Annotated in this window: 21 protein-coding genes; 8 read left to right on the forward strand and 13 right to left on the reverse strand. The window is 72.6% G+C overall.

The window, feature by feature from the left end:
• Nucleotide 1: 1 nt before the first annotated feature.
• The 3 genes from otr(A) to C1N81_RS40080 form a co-directional block, all read right to left on the reverse strand.
• Entirely contained in the window at nucleotides 2-1915 is a 1914-nt protein-coding gene (otr(A), locus tag C1N81_RS40070) for a tetracycline resistance ribosomal protection protein Otr(A) (RefSeq protein WP_394436332.1), read from the reverse strand.
• Between the two features lie 135 nt (nucleotides 1916-2050).
• Nucleotides 2051-2485 carry a protein-tyrosine phosphatase family protein gene (locus C1N81_RS40075; RefSeq protein WP_394436333.1) on the reverse strand — a complete coding sequence of 145 codons (435 nt, stop codon included), beginning with the start codon at nucleotides 2483-2485 and terminating at the stop codon, nucleotides 2051-2053.
• Nucleotides 2482-3111, reverse strand: coding sequence for a TetR/AcrR family transcriptional regulator (locus tag C1N81_RS40080; protein ID WP_394436334.1), 630 nt, complete (start codon nucleotides 3109-3111; stop codon nucleotides 2482-2484). Before C1N81_RS40080 ends, C1N81_RS40075 begins: the two co-directional genes overlap by 4 nt.
• A gap of 94 nt (nucleotides 3112-3205) precedes the next feature.
• On the opposite strand from C1N81_RS40080, the gene C1N81_RS40085 reads away from it, so the two are divergent.
• Nucleotides 3206-4129 (forward strand): DMT family transporter, encoded by a 924-nt coding sequence (locus C1N81_RS40085; RefSeq protein WP_394436335.1) that lies wholly within the window; start codon nucleotides 3206-3208, stop codon nucleotides 4127-4129.
• On the opposite strand, the gene C1N81_RS40090 is transcribed toward C1N81_RS40085, so the two are convergent.
• From C1N81_RS40090 to C1N81_RS40100, 3 genes are all read right to left on the reverse strand, one after another.
• A complete protein-coding gene (locus tag C1N81_RS40090; RefSeq protein WP_394436336.1) occupies nucleotides 4120-5277 on the reverse strand; it encodes a dihydrofolate reductase family protein in 1158 nt (385 codons plus the stop codon). The genes C1N81_RS40085 and C1N81_RS40090 overlap by 10 nt on opposite strands.
• Before the next feature lie 38 nt (nucleotides 5278-5315).
• On the reverse strand, nucleotides 5316-6287 hold the full coding sequence (locus C1N81_RS40095; protein WP_394436337.1) for a glutathione S-transferase family protein: 972 nt from the start codon (nucleotides 6285-6287) through the stop codon (nucleotides 5316-5318).
• A 92-nt stretch (nucleotides 6288-6379) separates the two neighbouring features.
• Complete coding sequence (locus tag C1N81_RS40100; protein ID WP_394436338.1) at nucleotides 6380-7009, reverse strand: PAS domain-containing protein; 630 nt, start codon at nucleotides 7007-7009, stop codon at nucleotides 6380-6382.
• Nucleotides 7010-7217: 208 nt separating this feature from the next.
• Here C1N81_RS40100 and C1N81_RS40105 point away from each other — a divergent pair, with 208 nt between their 5' ends.
• Together C1N81_RS40105 and C1N81_RS40110 are read left to right on the forward strand one after the other, a co-directional pair.
• Nucleotides 7218-10373 (forward strand): cytochrome P450, encoded by a 3156-nt coding sequence (locus tag C1N81_RS40105; protein WP_394436339.1) that lies wholly within the window; start codon nucleotides 7218-7220, stop codon nucleotides 10371-10373.
• A 73-nt stretch (nucleotides 10374-10446) separates the two neighbouring features.
• Nucleotides 10447-10683, forward strand: coding sequence for a hypothetical protein (locus C1N81_RS40110; protein WP_394436340.1), 237 nt, complete (start codon nucleotides 10447-10449; stop codon nucleotides 10681-10683).
• Between the two features lie 61 nt (nucleotides 10684-10744).
• On the opposite strand, the gene C1N81_RS40115 is transcribed toward C1N81_RS40110, so the two are convergent.
• The gene (locus C1N81_RS40115) at nucleotides 10745-11134 is read right to left on the reverse strand and encodes a VOC family protein (protein WP_394436341.1); all 390 of its coding nucleotides are present in this window, start codon (nucleotides 11132-11134) and stop codon (nucleotides 10745-10747) included.
• Between the two features lie 128 nt (nucleotides 11135-11262).
• Nucleotides 11263-13104 carry an asparagine synthase (glutamine-hydrolyzing) gene (gene asnB, locus C1N81_RS40120; RefSeq protein WP_394436342.1) on the reverse strand — a complete coding sequence of 614 codons (1842 nt, stop codon included), beginning with the start codon at nucleotides 13102-13104 and terminating at the stop codon, nucleotides 11263-11265.
• A 263-nt stretch (nucleotides 13105-13367) separates the two neighbouring features.
• Between asnB and C1N81_RS40125 the strand changes: the two genes are divergently transcribed.
• Nucleotides 13368-13829, forward strand: a complete 462-nt coding sequence (locus C1N81_RS40125; protein ID WP_394436343.1) for a phosphotransferase family protein — start codon at nucleotides 13368-13370, stop codon at nucleotides 13827-13829.
• A 21-nt stretch (nucleotides 13830-13850) separates the two neighbouring features.
• Here C1N81_RS40125 and C1N81_RS40130 read toward each other — a convergent pair whose 3' ends face one another.
• On the reverse strand, nucleotides 13851-15026 hold the full coding sequence (locus tag C1N81_RS40130) for a TIGR03364 family FAD-dependent oxidoreductase (protein ID WP_394436344.1): 1176 nt from the start codon (nucleotides 15024-15026) through the stop codon (nucleotides 13851-13853).
• Between the two features lie 127 nt (nucleotides 15027-15153).
• Between C1N81_RS40130 and C1N81_RS40135 the strand changes: the two genes are divergently transcribed.
• Together C1N81_RS40135 and C1N81_RS40140 are read left to right on the forward strand one after the other, a co-directional pair.
• Nucleotides 15154-15951 carry a GntR family transcriptional regulator gene (locus tag C1N81_RS40135; protein ID WP_394436345.1) on the forward strand — a complete coding sequence of 266 codons (798 nt, stop codon included), beginning with the start codon at nucleotides 15154-15156 and terminating at the stop codon, nucleotides 15949-15951.
• Nucleotides 15948-16631 carry a phosphonatase-like hydrolase gene (locus C1N81_RS40140; RefSeq protein WP_394436346.1) on the forward strand — a complete coding sequence of 228 codons (684 nt, stop codon included), beginning with the start codon at nucleotides 15948-15950 and terminating at the stop codon, nucleotides 16629-16631. Before C1N81_RS40135 ends, C1N81_RS40140 begins: the two co-directional genes overlap by 4 nt.
• A 12-nt stretch (nucleotides 16632-16643) precedes the next feature.
• On the opposite strand, the gene pgm is transcribed toward C1N81_RS40140, so the two are convergent.
• From pgm to C1N81_RS40160, 4 genes are all read right to left on the reverse strand, one after another.
• Nucleotides 16644-18266, reverse strand: coding sequence for a phosphoglucomutase (alpha-D-glucose-1,6-bisphosphate-dependent) (gene pgm / locus C1N81_RS40145; protein WP_394436347.1), 1623 nt, complete (start codon nucleotides 18264-18266; stop codon nucleotides 16644-16646).
• A 119-nt stretch (nucleotides 18267-18385) separates the two neighbouring features.
• Nucleotides 18386-19156, reverse strand: coding sequence for a Clp protease N-terminal domain-containing protein (locus tag C1N81_RS40150; RefSeq protein ID WP_394436348.1), 771 nt, complete (start codon nucleotides 19154-19156; stop codon nucleotides 18386-18388).
• Nucleotides 19157-19219: 63 nt separating this feature from the next.
• Nucleotides 19220-20254 carry an aldo/keto reductase gene (locus C1N81_RS40155; protein WP_394436349.1) on the reverse strand — a complete coding sequence of 345 codons (1035 nt, stop codon included), beginning with the start codon at nucleotides 20252-20254 and terminating at the stop codon, nucleotides 19220-19222.
• A gap of 123 nt (nucleotides 20255-20377) precedes the next feature.
• A complete protein-coding gene (locus C1N81_RS40160; protein ID WP_394436350.1) occupies nucleotides 20378-24685 on the reverse strand; it encodes a discoidin domain-containing protein in 4308 nt (1435 codons plus the stop codon).
• A 120-nt stretch (nucleotides 24686-24805) separates the two neighbouring features.
• On the opposite strand from C1N81_RS40160, the gene C1N81_RS40165 reads away from it, so the two are divergent.
• Together C1N81_RS40165 and C1N81_RS40170 are read left to right on the forward strand one after the other, a co-directional pair.
• Nucleotides 24806-25603, forward strand: a complete 798-nt coding sequence (locus tag C1N81_RS40165) for an alpha/beta fold hydrolase (RefSeq protein ID WP_394436351.1) — start codon at nucleotides 24806-24808, stop codon at nucleotides 25601-25603.
• A gap of 45 nt (nucleotides 25604-25648) precedes the next feature.
• Nucleotides 25649-26146 (forward strand): cupin domain-containing protein, encoded by a 498-nt coding sequence (locus tag C1N81_RS40170; RefSeq protein WP_394436352.1) that lies wholly within the window; start codon nucleotides 25649-25651, stop codon nucleotides 26144-26146.

The following is a 26146-nucleotide window of genomic DNA, read 5'->3' on the forward strand; positions in this document are numbered from 1 at the left end:
TTCAACGGCGGCCCGAGGACCGGATCGGGCGGTCGCCCGACACCCGGGACCACCACACCCCCTCGCCGCGCGTCAGCCCCGGCAGCGCCCGCTCCACCTCCGGCACCTCGCGCGCCGTCAGCTCCCCGGTGATCAGCCAGGACTCACGGCCGCCCGTCGTCGGCCCGAACTCGGCGCCGTGGGCTGCCAGTCGGGCGGTGACCGGGGCGAGGGCGTCCAGCGGGACCTCCGCCTCGAAGGTGTGCACCGGTTCGTAAGCGCGGGTCCCGGCGCGCTCCAGGGCCTGCCGGGTGATCAGCGCGGCCACGGTCCTGAAGTCGCCCGCCGTGCTCACCGGGGAGTCGAACCCCGAGCGGATCAGCGTCACCCGGCAGTCCGTCACCGGCCATCCGCGCGGCCCGCCCTCCGCCAGGGTGGCGTGCACCGTCTCCTCGATGGCCTGGTGGAACGCCCGGGGCAGGGCGCCGAGTTCGGTGACGTAGGTGAAGACGCGGCCGGAGCCGGGCGGTCCCGGCTCGACACGGAGGCCGACGGTCGCGGGCAGCCCGGTCGTGCTGTGGAAGCCCATCTCCTCCACCGCCTCGCCCGATCCGACGGGCCGCTCGACGCAGCGGACGCGGGTCGGCGCGAACTCCGCCTCGATGCCGAACTCCTCGGCGAGCGTGGCCGCGACGACCTCCTTCTGCACGTCGCCGTAGAGAAGCAGCGCGGTGCTGCCGTCCGGCTCGGGGCGGGCGTGCAGGAGCGGGTCCTGGTCGGCGAGTTCGAGCAGGGCGGAGCGGAGCGCCGCGCCCTGGCCCGCGCGGACGGCGCGGGCCGTTGTGAGCAGAGTCGGCGGCGCGAACTGCCCGCGTACGGACCCTGGTCGGCCCAACCGGTCGCCCACGCGGAGTCCTGCGGCGCCGCGCACCTCGGCGATCTGCCCCGGGCCCACGAGGTCGCCGCCGGTGCCGACGACCTCGACCCCGGTGAGCCGGGCGGCGACGCGCACGGTGCCGCCCTCCGCGTCACGCCGGAGGAACGTCACCTTCTGACGAGCCCGCACCTCACCCTCGTACAGGCGCAGACAGCCGATGCGCTCCCCGGCAGGCCCGCGCCGGACGGCGAACACGGTGCCGGCCGGCCGCGCCGACGCCGCCCCGGACTTCGCGGTGGCAGGGAGGAACGTCCGTACCGCGTCCAGTAGTTGGGGTACTCCCTGTCCGCCGAGCGCCGAGCCGAACAGGACCGGGTGGAACGTGCCGTCACCGGTGCGCGCGCCCAGCGCGGCGCGGAGGGCGGCGGCGTCCGGCAGCTCCCCGTCGACCAGCGCGGCGAGCACGGTGTCGTCGACGTCGGCCAGGGCGAGGGCGGTCTCCTCGCGTACCGCCGGATCGTCGAGGTTCCGGGCGGTGACGACGGCGTCCGGCGTACCGGCGCCGCGCACGTCCGCGAGGGCCGTCACGTGCGGGGTGAGCCTGCGGCGGATGTCGTCCAGGAGCGGGGCGACGCGCCCGCCCGCCCGGTCGATCTTGTTGACGAAGACGAGCGTGGGCAGCCCGAGCCGCCGCAACGTCTTGAGCAGCACGCGCGTCCGCGCCTGCACACCCTCCACGGCGGAGAGCAGCAGGACGGCGCCGTCGAGCACGTCGAGCGCCCGCTCGACCTCGGCGACGAAATCGCTGTGGCCCGGGGTGTCGATGAGGTTGATCTGGGTGTCACCGACGGTGAACGCGGCGACGGCCGAGCGGATCGTGATGCCGCGCCGCCGCTCGATCGCGCCGGTGTCGGTGCGGGTGTCGCCGCCGTCGACGCTGCCGAGCCGGCCGATGGCGCCCGTGTCGAACAGGAGCCGCTCGGTGAGGCTGGTCTTACCGGCGTCGACGTGGGCGAGGATGCCGATGTTCAGGGTCGTGCGTACCTGCGGGGTCTGCATGGAAGGTCGAGTCCTCGAAAGCTGTGGTCCGGCGGGGGCGCTGAACTGCTTCGAGGACTCGGCGCATGCGGTTCTCCTGAACGAACGGACGGATGTCGCGCTCAGCATGCACCGAGGGTCACCGGGGCGCGCAAACTATTTTCCGGGCGGCTCGAAACGGCGTACGTACCGCTTCTGCCACGGCGTCTCGACGGCGCGCGGGTCATAGTGGCGGCGCACGTACGCGACCGCCTCGGCGGGCGGCACGCCGTCGAGGACGGCCATGCAGGCGAGCGCGGTGCCGGTCCTGCCGCGACCGCCGCCGCACGCCAGCTCGACCCGCTCGTCGGGCGACCTGCGCCAGGCGTCGAGCAGCACGGCCCGCGCCCGCCCGGCGTCGGCCGGGAGCCGGAAGTCCGGCCAGCGCAGCCAGGTGGACTCCCAGCCGACCGGCGGCGGCCGGCGGCCCAGCAGGTAGACGCCGTACGTCGCCGACGGCCCCGGCGGCGCCGGGTCGCGCAGCCCCCGGCCGCGCACGAGCCGTCCCGACGGCAGGCGCAGCACGCCGGGCACGTCCGGGTCCCAGGTCATCGCGCCTCCTTCGCGGCGGAGAGCAGGAAGGCGGCGAGGCGGCGCGCCCGGCCGAAGCCGTCGGGGAAGACGTCCAGGCCGTCCGTGACGAGGGCGCCCTCGTGCAGCAGGGTCAGGGAGCGCCCCAACTCCCGTGCCGCGTCCGGCGACACGTCGTGCGCGAGCCGGGTGAAGAGGTCGAGGGTCCACTGCTTCTGGCCGGTGATCACGGCGTACGCGGGGTGGGCCGGGTCGCTGATCTCGGCGTGCGCGTTGACCATGCCGCAGCCCTTTCCCGCGTACGGCCCGGCCGACCACTCCTTCGACGCGTCGAAGACGGCGAGGATCCGCTCGACCGGGGTGAGGGCCGCCGGGTCGTGGTGCGCGGCGAGGAACGCCCGCCAGCGCGCGTCCCGGGTGAGCAGGTAGTCGACCACGATCTGCTCCTTGGAGCCGAAGCGGTCGTAGAGCGTCTTCTTCGTGACGCCCGCCTCGGCCGCGATCAGGTCGACGCCGACGGCATGGATGCCGCGCTCGTAGAACAGCCGCGAGGCGGTGTCCAGGACCCGGCGGGCGGCCGGGGTGAGGTCGGGCCGTTCGGGATCGACGACGGGAGGTGCTGTCACCGGGGGTGTGGTCGTACGCATGTCTCCACACTAAACCGATCTGTATACTCGGGCCAGTAAACAGATCTGGATACCCAGTATCCGCGCCATTGCTACGCGAGGCGGTGTCCACGCCATGAACGTCCTGCTGTCCCTCGGCTTCGTCCTCTCCTGGAGCTCCGGTTTCATCGGCGCCAAGCTCGGCGCCGGTGACGCGAGCGCCGTGACCACGCTGATGTGGCGGTTCCTGCCGCTGGCGCTCGTGCTCGGCGCGGTCGCCGCGACGGCGGGACGGCGATGGTGGCGCGGCCTGACGCCACGCGACGCGGGACGCCAGGCCGTCGTCGGGCTGCTCTCCCAGAGCGGCTATCTGCTGACCGTCTACTACGCCATCCAGCTCGGCGTCTCCAGTGGCACCACGGCCCTGATCGACGGCACCCAGCCGCTCGTCGCGGGCGCGCTCGCCGGACCGCTGCTGCGGCAGTACGTCACCGCGCGGCAGTGGCTCGGCCTGTGCCTGGGCGTGGCCGGGGTCGTCGTCGTCACGACGGCCGACGCGGCGGCCGTGACCGGCGTCGCGCCCTGGGCCTACGCGATCCCCTTCCTCGGGATGCTGGCCCTCGTGGCGGCCACCTTCGTGGAGAGCCGCTCACCCGCGCGCGCGGAGCCCATGGCGGCCTTGACCGTGCACTGCGCCACCAGCGCCGTCGTCTTCACGGGCCTCGCCCTCGCGACGGGGCAGGCGGCGCCGCCCGCCGCGCCGTCCTTCTGGCTCGCGATCGCCTGGCTGGTCGCCCTGTCGACGTTCGGCGGCTACGGCCTGTACTGGGTCGTCCTGCGCAGGCGCGGGCTCACGCAGGTCAACACGCTGATGTTCCTGATGGCGCCGGTGACGGCGGTGTGGGGCGCCCTCATGTTCGGCGAACCGTTCGGTGTGCGCACCGCCATCGGGCTCGCGCTGGGGCTCGCCGCCGTCGTGGTGGTGCAGCGGGGCGAGAAGCACCGCCACGCGCGCGTGAAGCACGACACCGCCCCTGAGCGCGAGCCCGCTCACACCTGACCGGAAGACGGCGGCACCAGATGCCGGTTCGGCCGGATCGCCTCCTCCGCCAGCTCGGGCACCTCCGCCACGACGACGCCCGCCTGGGCGAGCACCCCGATCCCGTCCGCGCCCGGCACGAACGTGTCCGGTTCCCGCCACGCCGTCACCACCCGCCGCACGCCCGCGTCGACGATCAGCCGCGCGCACGGCTTCGGCCGCGACGCACGCCGCGCGCACGGCTCCAGGCTGCTGTACACGGTGGCGGCGGCGAGGCGCGGGTCGTCGGCGGCGAGCTTGCCGAGCGCGGCCTCCTCCGCGTGCACGACCGGGTCGCCCGCCTCCCGCGAGTGGCCCCGGGCCAGTTCCGCACCGTCCGCCCCGACGATCACCGCGCCGACGCTGAACGCGGTCTTCGACGGCGGGCAGTCGGCGGCCAGTTCGCAGGCGATCCGCAGCCAGTGCCGGTCCGCCGCCGTGGCCGCGTCCGTCGTGCCCGGCACGGTCGGCGCGTACCGGGTCACGATCACGTCGCCGAGCCGCTCGGTGGAGAGCACCGCCATCCGCCCGCGCGGGCCGCCCGGATACGCGCCGGGCCCGAAGAGCCGGGGCGCGTCCGCCTCACCCACCACCAACGGGGCGACGGCGAGCCGCAGTTCGTCCGCGAACCCGAGCTGGAGCAGCTGCGTGTGCACGCGCGCCCCGCCCTCGACCAGCAGGCGGCGCACCCCGCGCGCCCCGAGGTCGTCGAGGAGCGCCGCCCAGTCGACGGCCGGGCCGAGCGCCACCACGTCGGCGCCGGCGCCGAGCCGGTCCCGGGCGAGCTGCGCGCCCTTGTCCGTCGTGTAGAGCAGCCGTGCGCCGCCGGTCGTCCAGAACGGGTCGCCGGGGTGCAGGTCGCCGGACCCGCTGACCGCCACCTTCAGCGGGTACGCGGGGCGCCCGGCCTCCGCCCGCCGGGCGCGCCGCTCGGCGGAGTTGACGAGCAGCCGGGGCCGGTCCGCGCGCAGGGTGCCCGCGCCGACGAGGATCGCGTCGCTCGCCGCACGCTCCTCGTCGACCCGGTCGAAGTCCTCGGGCCCCGAAAGGAGCAGCCGTTCGGGCCCGATGTCGTCGAGGCAGCCGTCGAGCGAGACGGCGGCGGACAGCAGCACATGAGGGCGGGGCATGGCGGACTCCGTGACCAGGGGGAACGTACTCCTCGACCCTACTGGGGCGCGGGCGGCGTCCCGTCGCCGAACGGGCGTCCGCCCAACTGCTCCCGGCCGTGCGCCGTGTGCCAGCCGGAGAGATCGGGGCCGAGCGGCACGATCGCCGTCGGGTTGATGCCCGTGTGCACCTGGTAGTAGTGGCGCTTGATGTGGTCGAAGTGGACGGTGTCGCCGAAGCCGGGCGTCTGGAACAGGTCCCGCGCGTAACCCCACAGGACCGGGTCCTCGGTCAGCTTGTCGCGGTTGCACTTGAAGTGGCCGTGGTAGACGGCGTCGAACCGGACCAGCGTCGTGAACAGCCGGATGTCCGCCTCCGTGATCGTGTCGCCGACGAGGTAGCGCTGCCCGGCGAGCCGCTCGGACAGCGCGTCCAGGCGCCCGAACACGTCCCGGTAGGCGCGCTCGTACTCCTCCTGGCTCGTCGCGAAACCGGCCCGGTACACGCCGTTGTTCAGGTCCCGGTACACGTCCTCCATGACCGCGTCGATCTCGTCGCGCAGCGGCCGGGGGTACAGGTCGGGCGCGCCGTCGCGGTGCAGCGCCGTCCACTCGGTGCTCAGGTCGAGGGTGAGCTGCTGGTAGTCGTTGGTGACGAGCTGCCCGGACGGTACGTCGACGAGCGCGGGCACGCTGACCCCGCCCGGATAGTCCTTCTCGCGGGCGTCGTAGGCCTCGGCGAGGTGGCGGATGCCGAGCACCGGGTCCCGGCCGCCGGGGTCGAGGGTGAAGCGCCAGCTCTTGTCGTCCTGGATCGGGTCGGTGACCGCGAGGGAGAGGGCGTCCTCCAGACCGAGCAGCCGCCGCACCACCAGGGCGCGGCTCGCCCACGGGCAGGCGTAGCTGACGACGAGGCGGTAGCGGCCCGCCTCCACGGGCCAGCCGTCCCGCCCGTCGGCCGTGATCCGGTCCGCGAAGTGGCTCCGGGACCGTTTGAAGGCCTTCTTGCCGAGCGAGTCGTTGCCGTTCACCGATCATCCTCCTGGGCCGGGTACCCGTACGGGCTTCGCTGCCGAGCCTGCCCGGGAAACGGCCCGCACACCACCAGGCCGTCGCTGTCGAGTCATCCGGCGGAGCGCGGGCGGGGCGGCCACACACCGGGTTCGAGGACCCCCGACGCGTAGGCGCGGGCCACCAGTTCGGTCCGGTTGGCGGCGCCCCAGCGCTGGGAGAGGCGCCGCAGGTGGTACGTGACGCCGTCGCTCGTCAGGCCGGTCTCGCGGGCGGCCCGCGCGGTGGTCGCCCCGGCCGCGAGCAGGGCGAGGATGCGCTCCTCGGTCGGGTGCAGAGGAGCGGAGGCGGGCGCGGGCGCCGGGTCCGGGGCGTCCTCGCCGGTCACCCGTACCAGCACGAGCAGGTCCGGCGGCGCGTGCGGCCGCTCGCTCACCGGGTCCACCATCAGCTCCCCGCGGCGGCGCCGGCCGTCGGCGCTCCGCCAGGTCACCGCCACGGTGTAGCGGGAGCGGCGGCGCAGCCTGAGCGCCTCGACGACCCGGTCGACCTGTGTCCCGTCGCGCGGCTCGAACAGGTCGAGCAGCTCCCTGTCCTTGAGCCGCCCCGGGGTCGTGCCCCATTCGGCGGCGAGCGCCGCGTTCGCCAGGCGTACGACCCCGTACGGATCGCACACCGCGACCGGCAGCGGGATGCGGTCGAAGAGGACCATCGCCCGATTGCGCCACACCACCGCGTCCATCGGGCCGCCCTCCTGTTCCGGGTTCTTCCGGGCTCGTCCTGTTGCGGGTTCTTCCGGGCTCGCGACAGCCACGCACACCCGTCGCGCGCAAGTCCGGCATGCAGATGGTCACTACACAATCATGTAGTGCGGTGGCCTTCGCGGGCGGGGGAGCGGGCGCAGAGTGGAACCACCGGTCCCCCCACCCGCGAAAGGCCGTTGCCGCACCATGCTGCCCTCCGCCCCCGCCCTCACCGGCCCGCCGGTCGTCGACATCTCCGCCACCGGTCCAGGACCCGCCCCGCTGCAACAGGTCATGGGCCTGATGCGGGAGCACGGCCCGGCCCTGGTCCGCCGGATGCACGGCCGCGACGCCCTGTTCGTCGCCGACCTCGACCTCGTCACCGAACTCGCCGACGAGAGCCGCTTCGCCAAGCACATCGGGCCCGCCCTGGAGAACGTCCGCGCGTTCGCCGCCGACGGCCTGTTCACCGCCTACAACGACGAGCCGAACTGGGCCCGCGCGCACGACATCCTCATGCCCGCCTTCGCCCTCGGCTCGATGCGCGCCTACCACCCGGTGATGTACCGCGTGGCCCGCCGCGTCCTCGACGCGTGGGACGACGCCGCGCGCGCGGGCCGCCCGGTCGACGTGCCCGGCGACATGACCCGGATGACGCTCGACACCATCGGACTCGCCGGGTTCGGCTACGACTTCGGGTCGTTCGCCCGCGCCGAACCGCACCCGTTCGTCGAGTCGATGGTGCGCTGCCTGGAGTGGAGCATGAAGCGCCTCGCCCGCACCCCGGGCGGCGACCACACGGCGGCCGACGCCGCGTTCCGCGCGGACGCCGACCACCTCGCCCAGGTCGTCGACGACGTCATCACCGCCCGGGTCGAGGGCGGCGAGCAGCACACGGACGACCTGCTCGGCCTGATGCTCAGCGCCGCTCATCCCGCGGACGGGCGCACCCTCGACACCGCCAACATCCGCAACCAGGTCATCACCTTCCTGATCGCCGGGCACGAGACGACGTCGGGCGCCATGTCGTTCGCCCTGTACTACCTGGCGAAGAACCCGGCCGTCCTCGACCTGGTGCGCCGCGAGGTGGACGCCTTGTGGGGCGACACCGCCGACCCGGAGCCCGACTTCGACGAGGTCGGCCGCCTCACCTACACCCGCCAAGTCCTTAACGAGGCGCTGCGCCTGTGGCCCACCGCCGCCGCGTTCAGCCGCGAGGCCCGCGAGGACACCCTGCTCGGCGGGCGCATCCCCGCCCGCGCAGGACAGGGCGTCACCGTGCTCGCCCCGATGCTGCACCGGCAGCCCGTCTGGGGCGACAACCCGGAGCGCTTCGACCCGAACCGGTTCACGCCCGAGGCCGAGGCGGCCCGCTCCCCGCACGCCTTCAAGCCCTTCGGCACCGGCGAACGCGCCTGCATCGGGCGCCAGTTCGCGCTGCACGAGGCCACCATGCTGCTCGCCATGCTGGTGCACCGCTACCGGTTGCGCGACCACGCCGACTACCGGCTCACGGTGAAGGAGACGCTCACGCTGAAGCCGGACGGTTTCACCCTGGGCCTGGCCCGGCGCACGTCCGCCGACCGCCACCACGCCCCGCTGCCGGGCCACGTCCCCGCCGGTGAACGAGGCTCTGTGGAGCGGGAGTTGCCGGTACGGGTGCGGCCGGGGACCCGCGCCCTGTTCCTGCACGGCAGCAACTACGGCACCTGCCGCGACCTCGCCGCCCAGCTCGCCGACGAGGCCGCCGCCCTCGGCTGCGCGACCGGCGTCGCCCCGCTCGACGCCTACGCGGGCGCCCTGCCCACCGACCACCCGGTGATCGTCGTCGCCGCCTCGTACAACGGCCGGCCCACGGACGACGCGCAGAAGTTCGTCGCCGCGCTCGACGAGGCCCCCGACGGTTCGCTCGACGGGGCGGTGCACGCCGTGCTCGGCGTCGGCGACCGCAACTGGGCCGCCACCTACCAGCACGTGCCGACCCGCATCGACGACCGGCTCGCCGCCCTCGGCGCCGAGCGGCTCTGCGAGCGCGCCGCCGCCGACGCCTCCGGCGACCTCAACGGCACCGTGCGCACCTTCACCGCGGGCCTGCGCGCCGCACTCCTGGAGCGGTACGGCGACCCCGACGCGACGGCCGACGGGCCCGCGCCCACCGCCGCGTACGAGATCCGCGAGATCACCGGCGGCCCGCTCGATGCCGCCGCCGAGCGCCACGGGCTCGCGCCGCTGACCGTCACGGAGGCATGCGACCTGACGGCGGCGGGCCACCCGCGCGCCAAGCGGTTCGTGCGGCTCGCGCTGCCGGACGGGGTCACCTACCGGACCGGCGACCACCTCACCGTGCTGCCCGCGCATGAACCCGCCCTCGTCGACCGCGCCCTGCGCGCCCTCGGCGTCGCCCCGGACACCGTGCTCGACATCCGCACCGGCCGCCCCCGCCGCGACGCCGTCGCCGTCGACCGGCCCGTGACCGTCCGCGAACTCCTCACCCGGCACGTCGAGTTGCAGCACCGGCCGACGGCCGAGCAGGTCGCCGTGCTCGCCGCCGCCGACCCGTGCCCCCCGGAGGCCGCCGCGCTCGCCGCGCTGCCCGCCGACGACCCCCGTACGTTCGTCGAATTCGTCGAGGCGTATCCGGCGCTGCGGGGCGCGCTGTCCTGGGGCCAACTCCTGGAGCTGCTGCCGCCGTTGCGGCCGCGCCACTACTCCGTCTCCTCGGCGCCCGCCGTCAGCCCCCGCCACGTCGAGCTGATGGTCTCCGTGCTCGACGCCCCGGCCGCCTCCGGGCACGGCCGCCACCGGGGCTCGGGCTCCACCCACCTGGCGGCGCTCCGCCCGGGTGACACCGTGCTCGGCCGGATCCAGCCGTGCCGCGACGTCTTCCGCATCGAGCACGACGCGCCGGAGCCGGTCGTGATGATCGCGGCGGGCACGGGCCTCGCCCCGTTCCGCGGCGCGATCGCCGAACGGCTCCACCGGGCCGCCCCGTCCGCGCCGGCGCTCCTGTACTTCGGCTGCGACCACCCGGACCGCGACTTCCTGCACGCCGACGAGTTGCGCGCCGCCGAAGCCGCGGGCGCGCTCTCGCTGCGCCCGGTCTTCAGCGCGGCCCCGGTCGACGGGCACGCCTTCGTGCAGCACCGCATCGCCGCCGAGGGCGACGAACTGTGGGAACTGCTCGGATCGGGCGCCCGGGTGTACGTGTGCGGGGACGGTGCCCGGATGGCGCCCGGGGTACGGGCCGCCTTCCGCGACCTCCACCGCAAGCACGTACCCGGCGCGGACGCAACCGCGGCCGGGGAGTGGCTGGCCGAACTCGTCGCCACCGGCCGGTACGTGGAGGACGTGTACGGGGGCTGATACGGCGGTTACCCCGTTCGGCGGAGTCCCGCTGGGCTAGCGGGATCACCGAACCGGACGCAGAATCAGTTCTATGTCCCTTTTGTCCGCGAGTGTGACGTGGCTCGGACTCGGCCTGACGCTCGACACGGCCGGGCTGGTGACGTACGGCCTCGCGACGCTCCCGTGCAGGGAGACCGTCCGCGAGGAGGACGCCGAAGGGGTCTGCTGTCTGGCACGGCGCACCGCCTGGGTCCTGGGCACGTTGGGGATGACGGCGTTCGTCGTGGGGACGGTGTACTTCGCCCTGCACGTCACGCGATTCCGCTGAGATCCTGCCCCCGAGAGCGCGCGACGGGGCCGCGTCGCCGACGCGGCCCCGCCACCCCCGGTCAGTTCCCGCCGCTCCCGTAGGGACGGGTAATGACCTCCATGCCGTGGTCCACCGGATCCCTGAAGTACACGCCGCGCCCGCCGTCGTGGTGGTTGATCTCGCCGGGCTGCTTGCCGTGCGGGTCCGCGTAGTACGTGATACCGGCATCCTTGATGCGCCGGAAGACGCCGTCGAACTCCTCCTCGGTGACGAGGAAGGCGTAGTGCTGGGTGACGATGGAGTCGGCGGGGACGGTCGCGAAGTCCAGTGTCACGCCGTTGCTGAGGTCGAGCGGGATGAACGGGCCCCACTCGGCGCCGGCCTCCAGGCCCAGGATGTGGGCCAGGAAATCGGCGGACTCCCGCTTGTCGCGGGCGTGCACGATGGTGTGGTTGAGCTGAACAGCCATGATGGATTGCCTCCAGAAGGCAACTCCGGCACCTCCATGCCTCACCCGGACGGTGACCGGCACGCGATGCTGCCGTGGATCGTAGACATACCGCGGGCCGGCCCGCCACCCCGTTCCCGGCCGGACCGTCAGTCCAGGGCCAGTTCCGGGTTGTACATGTCCAGCCAGAGCGCGAGGTCCAGGGTGCGTTCGAGACCGCGCCGCGCCGCGTGGTTGATCTGCGGCCCCTCGCGGTGCGCGGCACGGGACACGCGCTCGCGGTCGACGAGGTCGAAGACGCGGTGCGAGGGCCGCGCCAGGAGGTCCTTCGCGTGGTCCTGGAGGGCGATCGCGTACTTCGGGTCCTGCGTCGACGGGTAGGGGCTCTTGACCCGGTCGTACACCGACTTCGGCAGGACGTCCGCGGTCGCCTCGCGCAGCAGGCTCTTCTCGCGGCCGTCGAACGACTTCAGCGCCCAGGGCGTGTTGTAGACGTACTCCACGAGCCGGTGGTCGCAGAACGGCACCCGCACCTCCAGGCCGACCGCCATGCTCGCCCGGTCCTTGCGGTCGAGCAGGACCCGCACGAACCGGGTCAGGTGCAGGTGGCAGATGCGCCGCATCCGGTACTCGAAGTCGCTCTCGCCGTCCAGGCGCCGGATGGAGCGCACCGCGCCCGCGTAGCTGTCGGCGACGTAGGCGGAGAGGTCGAGCTTCTTGCCGAGTTCGGGGCGGAGCACGTCCGCGTCGTCGCCGATGTGCTGCCCCATCCGCACCAGCCAGGGGAAGGTGTCGGCGGTGCGGGCGTCCTCGTCGAAGAACTGGAGGTAGCCACCGAACACCTCGTCCGCCGACTCACCGGACAGGGCGACGGTGGAGTGCTCGCGGATGGCGCGGAAGAGGAGGTAGAGCGAGGCGTCCATGTCGCCGAAACCGGCGGGGATGTCGCGCGCCCGGATCACCTTCGCCCGCACCTCGGGGTCGGCGAGCGCGTGCGAGTCGAGCACGATGTCGCGGTGGTCGGTGCCCGCGAGCCGCGCCACGTCGTGCACGAACGGGGTGTCGGGGGTGCCGCGCAATTCGTCGGCGACGAAGTTCTCCGCCTGGCCGACGAAGTCGACCGCGAAGCTCCGTACGGTCTCGCCCCGCTGTCCGAGCTGGCGGGCCGCGATCGCCGTCATCGCCGAGGAGTCGAGACCGCCGGAGAGCAGCGTGCAGCGCGGTACGTCGGAGACCAGTTGTCGGCGCACGATGTCGTCGAGCAGGTCGCGGACGGTCGCGATGGTCGTGTCCCGGTCGTCGGTGTGGGCCCGGGTCTCCAGGGTCCAGTACGCGCGGCTGCGAAGCCCGGAGCGGTCGACGGTGACGACCGTGCCGGGCTCGACCTCGTTCATGCCGTCCCACACGGCGTGGCCCGGAGTCTTCACGAACGTGAACAACTCGCGGAATCCGTCCAGGGTGACCCGCGGCTTGGCGAGCGGGTTCGCGAGGATCGCCTTGGGCTCGGAGCCGAACAGCACACCGTCCGCGGTCCGGTGGAAGTAGAACGGCTTGATGCCCATGCGGTCGCGGATCATGAACAGCTTCTCGACGCGGCTGTCCCAGAGCGCGAACGCGTACATGCCGTTGAGCCGCTCGGGCAGCGCCTCACCCCACTCCAGGTAGCCGCGGAGCACCACCTCGGTGTCCGAGTCGGTCCTGAACTCATGGCCCAGAGCGGCGAGTTCGGCGCGCAGCTCGGTGTAGTTGTAGGTCTCTCCCGAGTAGACGAGAGCGACCGTGCCGCCCGGTACCGACGCCGTCATCGGCTGCCGGCCGCCCGGCAGGTCGATGATGGCGAGCCTGCGGTGGCCGAGCGCCGCCGGACCCTCGATCCAGGTGCCGCGGTCGTCGGGACCGCGGCACTCCATGGTCTGCGTCATCGCGTGCAACGCGTCGGCCGAGCCCCGCAGGTCACGGTCGAAGGAGATCCAGCCGGTGATGCCACACATATGTGTTCCTCCTGCTTCCCGTACCGCCGTGGACGACCGGCCGCACCCGAGTCGGTTGTACACGGCATCTATATGTCGAGCGTGTGTCATGGCAGCGGACCCGGTCAACGTGGCCGTAACAGTGCGAACCGCCTGACCCGGAGGGTTTCGGCCGCCCGCGACAGGGCCGAACGGAATGATCCCCTTCGCAAATCCCCGATACTGCGCGGGTCCGGCGATCGGTTGCCTCGGGCGACCATCGCGATCCGGCCAACGGCAAAGGTTTGATCAATCCTGGCGGCACATTCCACCGGCCGACGCTCCTGGCATCATCGGCGGATGGATTCAGCCGCCGCGCCGCGGACCTGGAGCGGCGCGTCCGGGTGATCGGTGCGGGGCACCCCGACGAACTGCCCGGGGACGACGCCGTGCACCTCGACTTCCACCCCGGCAACCTGTTGCACGCCGACGGGCGGATCACCGGCGTCATCGACTGGGACGGCGCGGCGCGCGGCGACCGCCGCTTCGACCTGGTCACCCTGCGCTTCGGCCTCCACGCCCCCGGGCAGCGCGCCGCCCCCGGCGTCGTCGGCCGCCTCGACGCCCTGCTCGACACGGTCCCCGCCGACGTGCTCCGCCCGGCCTGGGCCCATATGGGGCTGCGCATGACGGACTGGGCGATCCGGCACTTCCCGCCGGACGAGGTGGACCACTGGCTCGGCCTGGCGGAGCGGCGCCTCGGCTGACGTCCTGGCCCGGGCGTCCGGCTACGCGGTCGCCCGCAGCGCCCCCTCGAACGTCGCCGCCGCCAGGCCGAACGACAGCGTCATCCCGACCCCCGACGTCACCGACAGCGCCCGCACGCCCGGCGCCACGTCCTTGACGAGGAGCGGGCCGCGCGGGCTGCTCGCGTAGACGCCCTGCCAGCGCTCGGTGACCCGCACCCCGGGTACGCCGAGGACCCGTGCGACCTCGCGCAGGAGGAGCGCGGTGACCGCCTCGTCCTGGAAGGGGATCTCCGTGGCGTCGTACGCGTGCGAGTCGCCGACGAGGACGGTCCCGTCGGGCAGCCGGGTGAACATCACGTTGGCCCCGATGTCGAGCAACTCGGCGCTGTGGGCGGCGACTTCGGAGCGCAGGGCGGTGGCCGACGGGGTCGCCGTGAAGGCGTCGTAGCGCAGCATCGAGGTGGCGGTCAGGATCGCCGCGTCGGTACGGAACGCGGCGGGCGCCTCCACGCGGGCCATGGAGAGCCGGCAGCGCTCGATGCCGTGCGCCGCCGCCTCGTCCGGGTAGAGGCGGTCGAGGTCGTGCCCCACGCAGAGCAGGATCTGGTCGCCGTGGACCGGGCCTCGGCTGGTGTGCACGGTGCCGGTCTCGACGCCGGTGACGTTCGTGCCCCACTCCACGCTCACGCCGGGCTGTTCCGCGAGCCATGCCGCGAGGCGCGGCGCCGCCTCGCGCGGGTTGACCCGCAGGTCGGCCGGGAGCAGGGCGCCGCCCGCGAGATCGGCCCGGTCGTCGGCGGAGCGGCCGAGCGCGTCGCCGGTCTCGTCCCGGGTCCGCAGCCGCACCGCGTCCGCGCCGCGCTCCTCGCGCAACTCCTCAAGGACGGCCAGTTCGGTCGCCGAGCGGGCGACCACGAGGGCGCCCGCCTCCGGTGCCCACAGCCCGGCGCGCGCGGCGGCGTCCAGCCAGCCCGCGCGCGAGCGGGTCGCGAGGTCGAGGAGTTCGCCGCGCTGGGCGGTGACGCAGCAGTGCCCGAAGTTCCGCACGGAGGCGCCGACGGGCCGCCGGTCCCGCTCGATCACCGTCACGCGCAGCCCGCGCCGCACCGCCTCGACGGCGTGCGCGAGGCCGACGATGCCCGCGCCGACCACGACGAGGTCGCTGCGGTCGCGCGGGAGGGAGGTGGGGGCGGGGGGTGCGGTGGCGAGCGTCATGCGATCCACCCTGCGGAGCACGGGCCGAGCGCCGCAAGAGCTGTCTATACAAGTTTCCCGGATGTTTACCAGATGGGCGCCTTGGTCGGTCTTGCCGAGAGCCTTCACCGCCTGCGAGACTCGACTTGTGAAGACAAGTGAGGGCGGGCCGCTGCACCAGCGGCTCGGAGCCGAGTTCCGGCGGCGAGTCGAGACGGGGGAGTGGCCCGAGGGGCAGCCCGTGCCGAGCGAGGCGCAGCTGTGCGAGGAGTTCGGCACCTCGCGCGGCCCGGTCCGCCAGGCGCTCGCACAGCTCCGCGCGGAGGGCCACCTCGTCGGCGGCCGGGGCAGACCGCCGGTCGCGCGCCGGGTGACGCCGTCGCAGCCGTTCGCCTCGCTGATGTCGTTCACGCAGTGGGCGCGCTCCATCGGCCGCGTCCCGGGCCAGCACACGGTCGAGGTCGCCCGCAGACGCGCGGGGCCCGACGCGGCGGCGCGCCTCGGCCTCGACGAAGGCGCCCCGGTCGTCGACCTCGTACGCCTGCGCCACCTGGACGGGGTGCCCGCCATGGTCGAGCGCTCCACCTTCGTCCTCGACGTCGGCGCGCACCTGTTCATGGCCGACCCCGACGCGGGCTCCGTCTACGAGGCCCTCACCTCCCGCGGCGTCGACCTGCACCACGCCCGCCACACCATCGACGCCGTCGCGGCGGACCGCACCGACGCGGACCTGCTCCAGACGGGGCAGGGCCAACCCCTGCTCCGCGTGCGGAGGTTGGCGTTCACCGGCGACGGCCGGCCCGTCGAGTACGCGGACGACCGCTACCTGCCGTCCATGGCCACCTTCACCATCGAGAACACCGTCGGGGGCCGCACCGTCGCGGGACGCGACCGCTCGGGCGACGACACCACCGGCCCCCGCCCCGACACAAGGACACCCCAGTGACAGAACTCGCCGTCTTCGACATGGCAGGCACCACGATCGAGGAGCACGGTGCCGTCTACGAGGCGTTGCGCCACGCCGTCGAGTCGACCGGTGCCCCGGTCGCCGCCGCCGACCTGCAGACCTGGATGGGCACCGACAAGCGTGAGGCCATCGCCGCGCTCGTCCGCATCGGCGGCGGCAGCCCCGACGCCGACCTGGTCGAGCGGCAGTACGGCGTCTTCCGCGCGTATCTGCGCCGGCGCTACGAGGAGCGGCCGCCGCGGCCGATCGCGGATGCGGACAAGGCGCTCGCGGAGCTGCGCGCCCGCGGCATCAAGATCGCTCTGACCACCGGTTTCAGCGACGACGTGGCGATGCCGCTGCTCGCCTCGCTCGGCTGGTCGACGGGGGAGGGCGGCAACCTAGACGCCGTGGTCACCTCCGACGAGGTGGAGCGCGGCCGGCCCGCCCCGTACATGATCCACCGCGCGATGGAGAAGACCGGGGTCGTCGACGTGCGCCAGGTCCTGGTCGCCGGGGACACGACGGTCGATCTGGAGGCCGGGGCGAACGCGGGCGCGGGTGTCGTCGTGGGCGTGCTCACGGGCCAGTTGACCCGTGAGCAGCTCGAAACCGGGCCGCACACCTACGTGGTGGACAGCGTCGCGGACGTCCCCGGCCTCCGGGAGGTTCTCGGCTGAGCGCCGGGATCCTTAACTGAGCGCCGCGTCCACGATCGCCTGCGCCTCGGACTGCACCTGCGCGAGGTGCTCGGCCCCGCGGAACGACTCGGCGTAGATCTTGTACACGTCCTCGGTGCCGCTGGGCCGCGCCGCGAACCAGGCGTTCTCCGTGGTCACCTTGAGGCCACCGATCGCCGCCCCGTTGCCCGGCGCCTCGCTGAGGCGGGCGGTGATCGGCTCCCCGGCGAGGGTGTCGGCGGTGACGGCGTCGCCGGACAGCTTCGCCAGACGGGCCTTCTGCTCCTTCGTCGCCTTGGCGTCGATCCGGGCGTACGCGGCACCCGACGCCCCGAACCGCTCGGCGAGTTCGGCGTAGTACACGGACGGAGTCTTCCCGGTCACCGCGAGGATCTCGGCGGCGAGCAGGGCGAGGAGGATGCCGTCCTTGTCGGTGGTCCAGACGGTGCCGTCCTTGCGGACGAAGCTCGCCCCGGCGCTCTCCTCGCCGCCGAACGCGACCGAGCCGTCGACAAGGCCCGGCACGAACCACTTGAAGCCGACGGGGACTTCGACGAGTTCGCGGCCGAGCGAGGCGGCGACGCGGTCGATGACGGCGCTCGACACGAGCGTCTTGCCGACCGCCGCCGACTCCGACCACCGCGGCCGGTGCGAGAACAGGTAGTGGATGGCGACGGCCAGGTAGTGGTTGGGGTTCATCAGGCCGGCGTCGGGGGTGACGATGCCGTGCCGGTCCGCGTCGGCGTCGTTGCCCGTGAGCAGGTCGTAGTCGTGGCGGCGGGCGAGCACGGAGGCCATCGCGGGCGCCGAGGACGGGTCCATGCGGATCTTGCCGTCCCAGTCGAGCGTCATGAACCGCCACGCCGGGTCCACCTCGGGGTTCACCACCGTGAGGTCGAGCCCGTACATCTCGGCGATCCGCGACCAGTAGTCGACGCTCGCACCGCCCAGCGGGTCGGCACCGATGCGGACGCCCGCCGCGCGGATCGCGTCCACGTCGATGATCTCTTTCAGGTCCTCGACGTAGCGCTCACGGAAGTCGTACGGCTCGGGCGCCGGGTCCTCCGCCGTGCGCGGCGTCCAACTCGGGTCCTCAAGGAGCTCGTTGGCGCGCTGGGCGATCCAGGAGGTGGTCGCCGAGTCGGCGGGACCGCCGTGCGGCGGGTTGTACTTGAAGCCGCCGTCGCGCGGCGGGTTGTGGCTCGGGGTGATCACGATGCCGTCGGCGCGGTCGGCGGGCTCACCGCGGTTCCAGCGCAGGATCGCGTGGCTGAGCGCGGGCGTGGGCACGTAGCCGTCGAGCGAGTCGGCCATGGTGCGGACGCCGTGCGCCGCGAGAACGCCGAGCGCGGTCTTGAGCGCCGGCCTGGAGAGCGCGTGCGTGTCCGGGCCGATGAACAGCGGCCCGGTGATGCCCTCGCTCTCGCGGTGCTCGACGATGGCCTGCGTGATCGCGGCGATGTGCTTCTCGTTGAAGGCGCCGTCGAGGCTGGAGCCGCGATGGCCACTCGTGCCGAAGACGACGCGCTGCTCGGGGCGGGAGACGTCGGGCTCCCTCGTGTAATAGGCGTCGACCAGCTCATCTACGTCGACGAGATCGTCCGGCAGGGCGGGGGTTCCTGAGCGGTCAGTCATACGCACAGTGTCCCACCTGCGGCTATGGGACGGCCGAAAGCATCCCCGCGTCGGGTGGCAGGACCGGCCGCCCGACGCGGGGCGCCGTGGTGGTCACTCGTCATGGTGTGCCGTGCTGGTCATTCGTCCCGCTGGGCCGCCTCGTCCGCCTCGGCGACCGCGGTCTCCCGCGCCTCGACGATCGCGGCGAGAGCCGCCTGGACGTGCGACTCGGCGGCGCCCTTGTCGATGCCCAGGCCGCTGAGGACCCCCGAGCCGTTCTCCTGCTCCAGGAGGGCGAGCAGGATGTGCTCCGTGCCGACGTAGTGGTGGCCGAGGCGCAGCGCCTCACGGAACGTCAGCTCCAGGGCCTTCTTCGCCTCGGCGTCGAACGGCACGAGGTCCGGGCCGTCCTCGACGGCCGGGGGCAGCGTCGCCGTCGCGGCCTGGCGCACCGTGTCCAGGAGCACGTCCTGCGCGCGGATCGCCTTGGCGGCGAGGCCGTCCGGCTCGTGCAGGAGGCCGAGGACGAGGTGGGCGGTGGAGATGGTGGAGTTCTTCGCGGCGCGGGCCTCGTTCTGCGCGCCCATCACCACGTTGCGGGCGCGGGTCGTGTAGCGGTTGAAGCCCTGGTTCGGATCGATGTCGGTGTCGGCGCCCTTGGGGACGAAGCGCTTCTGGGCGGCCTGCCGGGTGACGCCCATGCTCTTGCCGATGTCGGTCCAGGAGGCGCCGGAGCGGCGGGCCTGGTCGACGAAGTGCCCGATCAGGTGGTCCGCCACGTCGCCGAGGTGATCGGCGGCGAGCATCGCGTCCTGGAGCTGGTCGAGCGCGTCGGTGTGGACCTTCTTGATGGCCTCGATCAGGTCGTCGAGGCGCACGGGATGGGTGGCGGCGACTGGTTGCGTCATGTGACAACCGTAGGTTGACAGTCGGAGGGTGTCAACCTTGGGTTGACGCTCCTTCTCTACCCCTCACACCGCCGGCGGGTTCAGCTGCCGGAAGCCGTCCTGGCTCCGGTACGGGTAGTAGGGGTAGGGCGCCTTCACCTCGCTGGCCGCGTCCAGCCTGGCGACCTGATCCGGCGTCAACTCCCAGCCCACGGCGCCCAGATTCTGCTTCAGCTGCTCCTCGTCGCGCGCCCCGATGAGCACCGAGGAGACGGTGGGCCGCCGCAGCAGCCAGTTGATCGCGATCTGCGGAATCGCCTTGCCGGTCTCCTCGGCGATCTCGTCCAGCGCGTCGACGATCCGGTACAGGTGCTCGTCCTCGACCGGCGGGCCGAACTGTGCGGTGCGATGCAGACGGCTGTCCGCCGGCGGCGGCTGCCCGCGCCGGATTTTGCCCGTGAGCCGACCCCAGCCGAGCGGGCTCCACACCACGGCGCCGACACCCTGGTCGAGCCCGAGCGGCATCAGCTCCCACTCGTAGTCGCGGCCGACGAGCGAGTAGTACACCTGGTGCGCGGCGAACCTCGGCCGCCCGTGCTTCTCCGCCTCGGCGAGCCCCTTCATCAGCTGCCAGCCGGAGTAGTTGGAGACGCCGGTGTAGCGGATCTTGCCCGCCCGCACCAGGTCCTCCAGGGTCGACAGCAGCTCCTCGACGGGTGTGCTCGCGTCGTAGGCGTGCACTTGGAAGAGGTCGATGTGGTCGGTGTCCAGGCGGCGCAGCGCCGCCTCGACCGACCGGATCAGGCGCGAGCGCGAGACTCCCGCGTCCTGGGGCCCGTCGCCCGTCGGCAGAGCCGCCTTCGTCGAGATGAGCGCTTGGTCGCGGCGGCCCTTGAGCGCCGCGCCGAGCACTTCCTCCGAGGCCCCGTCCGAATAGACGTCGGCCGTGTCGAACATGGTGACCCCGTGCTCCAGGCTCAGGTCGACCATGCGCCGCGCCTCGTCGACGCCGGAGCTGCCCCAGGCGGAGAACAGGGGGCCGCGCCCGCCGAACGTCCCGGCGCCGAAGCTGAGAGCGGGGACCTTCAGGCCGGAGGTTCCGAGTGAGCGGTACTCCATGACAGTCTCCTTCGTAAACGGTTCTGTGGTTCCGTTAAGGCGTGAGGTGACTGTAGCAGGGGAACGGCGCCTAAAGGAACCGTGGTTCCTTTAGGCGCCGCAGGGGTGGTGCGTGGCCGCGAACTACTGCAGGTTGATCTTGAACGTGGACGTCGTGTTGCGGATGTCCACCGCGTTGTTGCTCAGCTTCAGGTTCTTGAACGTGACCTCGCCTACGGCCGGGCCCTGGCCCGCCTCCGGCATCTCGTTCGCCCACAGACCGAAGCCGGACTTCGCGTCGTAGGCGTCACCGCTCTTGCGCGCACCCGAGATGGTGACGTCGGTCAGGATCGTGTCCTTGATCGGGAACTGCGGCTGGCCTCCCACGTAGTTGGTCTGGAACATGATGCCGCTGTAGGTCGGATCGACGATGTCGACGCTGTTGACCCGGATGCCCTGGAACACCTTCGACGCCGAGAACATCCAGATGCCCGGGAACGTCTGGCCGCCCCAGAAGTGGCCGCCGGAGCGGATGACCGAGCTGTTCTCCAGCGTCGTCGGACCGGTGCCGAACCCGTTCATCGGATAGCCGAAGTCGAGCGAGCTGATGGTGACACCGGAGTAGACGAGGGTGTCCGCGACGAGGATGTTGCGGAACGTGTTGTCGTAGCCGCCGTACACGGCGATGCCCGCCGCGCGCCACGTGAGCAGCGACGTCAGGTTCTCGAACACGTTGTTCTTCTCGTCGGCGCCGCCCGCGTCGATCGCCGAGAACAGCGCGAAGCTGTCGTCGCCGGTCGCCCGGGACTCGTTGTTCACGACGTGGTTGTCGGTCGAGCCGTTCGTCATGTTGACGCCGTCGGCGAACGTGTCACGGATCCGGGAGTTCTTGACGGTCACCCGGTCGGTGTTGGCGCCCCAGTACAGGCACACCGTGTGCTCGTTCCAGATGTCGTCGATGGTGATGTCGGCGACGTTGGACAGGTCGAAGACCTTGCCGGGGCCGTCGATCCGGGACGTGTAGTTCCCGAAGAAGGAGAAGTGCGCGAACGTCGACCCGTTGGCGCTGGCCTCCGCGCGGAACCCGGCGTCCGTGTTCTCCTGCGACGTCGGCGTGTGGAACCGGGTGAACCACGGCCCGGCGCCGACGACCTTCACCGCCTTCCCGTAGACCTGGAACTTGTTGGACGTCTCGTAGTCACCGGCCGGGAGGTAGACGCCGACGAGCTTGCCCGTCGTGTCCATCCGGACCTTGTCGAGGGCGTCCTGCACGGCCTGGTGCGAGAAGCCGTTCGGCACCGCGTACGTGGCCGGGTCCGGGTTGGCCAGCTGGGTCGCCTGCTCCAGGTTCACGAAGTCGATCGCGTACGTGGTGTCGTTGGCGGCGTCCTTCTGCAGCCGGATCTTGCTGCCCGCCGGGACGGTCTGGCCGAGCAGCAGGTTCGCCTCGTCGTAGATGTGCCGGGGCGCGCCCGCGCTCGGCGCGTTGCCCGGCCCGGTCTCGTTGCCGTACAGCCACGCGTACTTCGAGGTCAGGTCGATGGCCTTGAGGTACTTGCCGTCGACGTAGACGTTGAGCGTGGAGTTGCGCCCGCCGCCGCCCGCCGCGTCCGGGATGGAGAAGCGGGTGACCAGCGTGTTCGTGGGCGCCTTGGTGGTGAACTCGACGTAGGAGCCGGTGGAGTCGAGGGTGACGGCCTTGCGGCCCGACGCCTCGCCCGCGAGGTCGCCGACGGTGCGGTTGGGGCCGAGCACCTTCGCGCCGCCGCCGACCGAGCCGTCCTCCGCCTCGTACATGTCGTACGGCATGTTGGCGCCGCGCCCGACGAACAGCGGCTGCGACGTGGTGTTGTTGTCGCGCTTGACCGGCAGCTCGTTGGTGTCGGCGGCGATCACCGTCTTCACCGTGAACTTGCCCTTGCCCGCCGTCCACGTGCCGAGCTTGACCGGCGCGGTGGTGTCACCGGCCGCGATGGCCCCGTCGTAGGAACCGGTGAGCGTCTTGACGACCGTGCCGCCGGAGTCCGCGACGGTGAGCGTGATGGCGTGACCGCCCGACGCGCCGGCCTGGTTGCCCTGGTTCTTGATCGCGACGGAGAAGGCGACCGTCGAGCCCTCGGCGGGCGCGCTCGGCGACCAGGAGGTCGAGGGCACGAGGTCGGCGCTGGTCACCGGCTTGACGACGAGAGCCGTCGAGCTGGTGTAGGCGTTGTTGCCCTCGTTGGTCTCGATCACCTTGTTGTCCGGGTCGACGACCGCGCCGACCTGGTAGGTGCCCGCGTCGCGCGCCCCGATGTCGGCGCTGACGGTCGCCGTCGCCCCGGCCGCGAGCGCGCCCACGGTGGCGGAGCCCACCTTGTCGGAGCCGAGCTTGAAGTCAAGGGTCGTGGCGTCGCTCGCCACGCTGCCCGCGTTGCGGACCGTCGCCGACAGGGTGATCTTGTCGGACTCGACGGGGGAGGAGGGGGACGAGGTGATCCCCGTGACCTGGAGGTCGGGGTTGGGCGCCGGGGTGCCCAGGACCTGGAACTCCGCGATCTGCCCGCCGGGCGCACCGGAGTTGGCGGTGATGACGAGCCGGACGTCCGCGACGCGCGCGGTGACGGGGATCGTCACCGTGTTCCCGCTCGCCGGGTTGAACGTGTACTCCTTCGCGGCGCTCAGCGTCGTGAAGTCCGACGCCTTCTGCTCACGGCCCTGCACCTCGATCTTCTGGGTGCGGGTGGCCCAGGCGGCGTCCGGGTTCAGCTTCAGGACGACCGAGGACACGTCCGCGTTGGAGCCGAGCTTCACGGTCAGCGTGTTCGGGTAGCCGCTGCCGCCCTCCCAGTAGGTGCTGGTGCTGTCGTCGACCGCGTTCTCCGCGACGAAGGTCTGCGTGGAGGAGGACGCGGTGACCGGCTTGCGCACGGCCAGGTTGGCGTCGTTGGTCGTCGAGCCGTTGCGCGTCACGGCGTTGCTGTTCGCCGACTGGTTGCCCGCCGCGTCCTTGGCGCGCACGGTGTACGTCACCGTCGCCGACGCGGGCTGGGAGTCGGTGTACGTGGTGACGTCCCCGGCGACCGACGTGAGCAGCGAGCCGTTGGCGTAGAGGTCGTACCCGGTGACCTTCACATTGTCGGTCGACGCCTGCCAGGTGAGCTTGATCTGGCCCTTGGTCGCCTCGGTGAAGGCCAGGTTGCCGGGCGCGGTCGGCGCCTGCGTGTCACCCGAATCACCCTTGCGCGTCACGGAGTTGGAGTCCGCCGAGACGTTCCCGGCCGCGTCCTTGGCGCGCACGGTGTACGTGAGCGTCGCCGACGCCGGCTGGGTGTCGGTGTAGGTCAGCACGGACCCGTCGACGGAGGCGCGCAGCGTCCCGTTCGCGTAGACGTCGTAGCCGGTCACGCCGACGTTGTCCGTCGCCGCCTTCCAGACCAGCTTGATCTGCCCGGTCGCGGGCTCGGTGTACGCGAGGCCGCTCGGCGCGCCCGGCGCCTCGGTGTCCCCGGTGGTCGGTCCGTAGACCTCCAGCTCGGAGAGCTGGCCGGCGGGCTGCCGGGTGTTCGCGGTGACGAGGACCCGCACGTAGCGCGTGGTCACCGTGTTGAACGACAGGGTCTGCGCCTGCCCGCCCGCCGCGCTGAACTCGTACGCCTTGGACGCGACCAGGTCGCTGAAGTTCGTGCCGTCGGTGCTGCCGCGCACCGTCAGCGTCTGCGTCCGCGTCTCCCAGCTCGTCGGCAGGCGCAGCACGACGCGGTTCACGCGCACGGAGGCGCCCAGGTCGACCTGGACCCACTGCGGCAGCGCGCCGTTGCCGGACTCCCAGTAGCTGGAGACGTCACCGTCCCCGGCGTTGCCCGCCACGTAGGTCTGCGTGTACGAACTGGCCGTGAAGGTCTTGCCGCGCGCCAGGTTCGTCGAGGACTCGCCCGCGCCGTGCACCTCCAGCTCCGACAGCTGCCCGGCCTGCCAGACCGAGTTGGCGCTGACGACGATCCGCACGTAGCGGGTCTGCGTCGCCGAGAAGCCCACCGTCACCGTGTTCGCCGAGCCCGGCGCGAAGGTGTACGAGGCCGCGGACTTCAGCGTGTCGAACGAGGTGCCGTCCGCGCTGCCCTGCACGGCGACGGTCTGGTCGCGGCTCTCCCAGCCGCTCGGCAGGCGCAGGACGACCTCGTCGACGCGGGCCGTCTGGCCGAGGTCGACCTGCACCCACTGCGGCAGGTCGGAGCCCGAACTCTCCCAGTACGTCGCGGCGTTGCCGTCGCTGACCTTCGCCGCCTCGTACCCGGACTTCGCGCTGCTCGCCTTCGCCGGGGCGCCCGCCGCGAGGTTCGGACCGCCCGAGGCCGCCGCCGCCGATATCGCCGGCAGGCCGAGGAACGCCAGGGCGAGCGCGAGGAGGGCGACCAACAGGCCGCGCCTCCCGCCCCGCCACCTGGATCTGAGCGAAAAGTGGCCGATCATGCTGCCCCTATCCCCTGTCTATATACGATTCTTGCGTTCAGTTGTTGGAGAATTGCAGAGCGATGTTGATGAGTCCACCGTTTGAACAGAGATAGTTGCGATGAGGGACAATGGGCGACCATGTCCCACGCATCGGCGGCCGACGGCGCCGCACTCCACTACCAGGTCCGCGGCAGCGGCGCCCCGCTCCTCCTGCTGGCCGGCCAGTCGAACAGTCATCGCTGGTGGGAGCCGGTCCTCGACCGGTTCGCCGCGGCCTTCACCACCGTCGTCATGGACTGGCGCGGCACCGGTGACAGCGACCGGCCCGACACGGACACCTACAGCACCGGGAACTTCGCCCGCGACGCCGTCGCCGTCCTCGACCACGCGGGGATCGGCCGTGCCCATGTGTACGGAACATCGATGGGCGGCCGGGTCGCGCAGTGGCTCGCCGCGGACCACCCGGGCCGCGTCGACCGCCTCGTCCTCGGCTGCACGTCACCGGGCGCGCCGCACGGCATCGAGCGTGGCCCCGCCGTCCGCAAGGCGCTGGCCGATCCGGACCCGGCCGTCTCCCGCGCCGCGCTGCTCGACCTGATGTACACGCCCGCGTACGTCGCCGCGCACCCCGGGCCCTTCCACACGCTCGGCGATCCGGCGATGCCCGCGTACGCCCGCCGCCGCCACCTGCGCGCCAGCGCCCGGCACGACGCCTGGGACGCGCTGCCCCGGATCACCGCCCCGACCCTCGTCGTGCACGGCGCCGACGACGATTTCAACCCCACGGCGAACGCGCCCCTCATCGCCGAGCGCGTCCCCGGCGCGCGGCTCCTGCTGATCCCCGGCGGGCGGCACGCCTACTTCGAGGAGTGCGCGGACCAGGCGACGCCGCCGGTCGTCGATTTCCTGAACGCACGGACCGACCCGGTGCGCTGACCCACCGCCCCGCCCCGCCCCGCTCCCGACGGAGGAAGCCACGCGATGCCCGCAGCCCATGTCCTGCTCGAAGATCTCCTGAAGGCCGCCGACCCGGCCGCGAGCGGCGCGCTCTGGCGCCTGGAGGGCGCGGCCCGCCAGCTCGACTCCAACGTGGTCCGCGTGCGGCCCGGGACGCGCGGCGAGGCGTACACCGAGAACGACCTGGACGTGCTGCTCGTCGTCGTCGCGGGGCACGGCACCCTGCGCCGGGCCGGCGGGGAGGAGCGACTGGTGCCCGGGGCGCTCGTCTTCGTGCCGCGCGGCGAGCGGCGCGCCGTCAGCGCGGACCGCGACGGGCTCGTCTACCTCACCGTGCACCGCAGGCGCCCCGGCATGACGATCGGCCGCGCCCCGGCGAGGGGCGCGGCCGAGGGCGGCGAGGCGCCCTGTCTGCTCCCGCGGGTGTGCGACGCGTGCGGGCGGGCCACCGAAGAGGCGGACGCGCGGTTCTGCGCGCGCTGTGGAGAGCGCTTGCCAGGACAGACTTCCGGCCGTCCTTGA

The sequence above is a fragment of the Streptomyces sp. SGAir0957 genome, from assembly GCF_043523415.1.

Excerpts from the sequence above, each read along its gene's own strand:
- C1N81_RS40075 (WP_394436333.1), bottom strand. The coding sequence starts at position 2,485 with ATGACCTGGGACCCGGACGTGCCCGGCGTGCTGCGCCTGCCGTCGGGA.
- C1N81_RS40080 (WP_394436334.1), bottom strand. The coding sequence starts at position 3,111 with ATGCGTACGACCACACCCCCGGTGACAGCACCTCCCGTCGTCGATCCC.
- C1N81_RS40085 (WP_394436335.1), top strand. The coding sequence starts at position 3,206 with ATGAACGTCCTGCTGTCCCTCGGCTTCGTCCTCTCCTGGAGCTCCGGT.
- C1N81_RS40090 (WP_394436336.1), bottom strand. The coding sequence starts at position 5,277 with ATGCCCCGCCCTCATGTGCTGCTGTCCGCCGCCGTCTCGCTCGACGGC.
- C1N81_RS40100 (WP_394436338.1), bottom strand. The coding sequence starts at position 7,009 with ATGGACGCGGTGGTGTGGCGCAATCGGGCGATGGTCCTCTTCGACCGC.
- C1N81_RS40105 (WP_394436339.1), top strand. The coding sequence starts at position 7,218 with ATGCTGCCCTCCGCCCCCGCCCTCACCGGCCCGCCGGTCGTCGACATC.
- C1N81_RS40110 (WP_394436340.1), top strand. The coding sequence starts at position 10,447 with ATGTCCCTTTTGTCCGCGAGTGTGACGTGGCTCGGACTCGGCCTGACG.
- C1N81_RS40115 (WP_394436341.1), bottom strand. The coding sequence starts at position 11,134 with ATGGCTGTTCAGCTCAACCACACCATCGTGCACGCCCGCGACAAGCGG.
- asnB (WP_394436342.1), bottom strand. The coding sequence starts at position 13,104 with ATGTGTGGCATCACCGGCTGGATCTCCTTCGACCGTGACCTGCGGGGC.
- C1N81_RS40130 (WP_394436344.1), bottom strand. The coding sequence starts at position 15,026 with ATGACGCTCGCCACCGCACCCCCCGCCCCCACCTCCCTCCCGCGCGAC.
- pgm (WP_394436347.1), bottom strand. The coding sequence starts at position 18,266 with ATGACTGACCGCTCAGGAACCCCCGCCCTGCCGGACGATCTCGTCGAC.
- C1N81_RS40150 (WP_394436348.1), bottom strand. The coding sequence starts at position 19,156 with ATGACGCAACCAGTCGCCGCCACCCATCCCGTGCGCCTCGACGACCTG.
- C1N81_RS40155 (WP_394436349.1), bottom strand. The coding sequence starts at position 20,254 with ATGGAGTACCGCTCACTCGGAACCTCCGGCCTGAAGGTCCCCGCTCTC.
- C1N81_RS40160 (WP_394436350.1), bottom strand. The coding sequence starts at position 24,685 with ATGATCGGCCACTTTTCGCTCAGATCCAGGTGGCGGGGCGGGAGGCGC.
- C1N81_RS40165 (WP_394436351.1), top strand. The coding sequence starts at position 24,806 with ATGTCCCACGCATCGGCGGCCGACGGCGCCGCACTCCACTACCAGGTC.
- C1N81_RS40170 (WP_394436352.1), top strand. The coding sequence starts at position 25,649 with ATGCCCGCAGCCCATGTCCTGCTCGAAGATCTCCTGAAGGCCGCCGAC.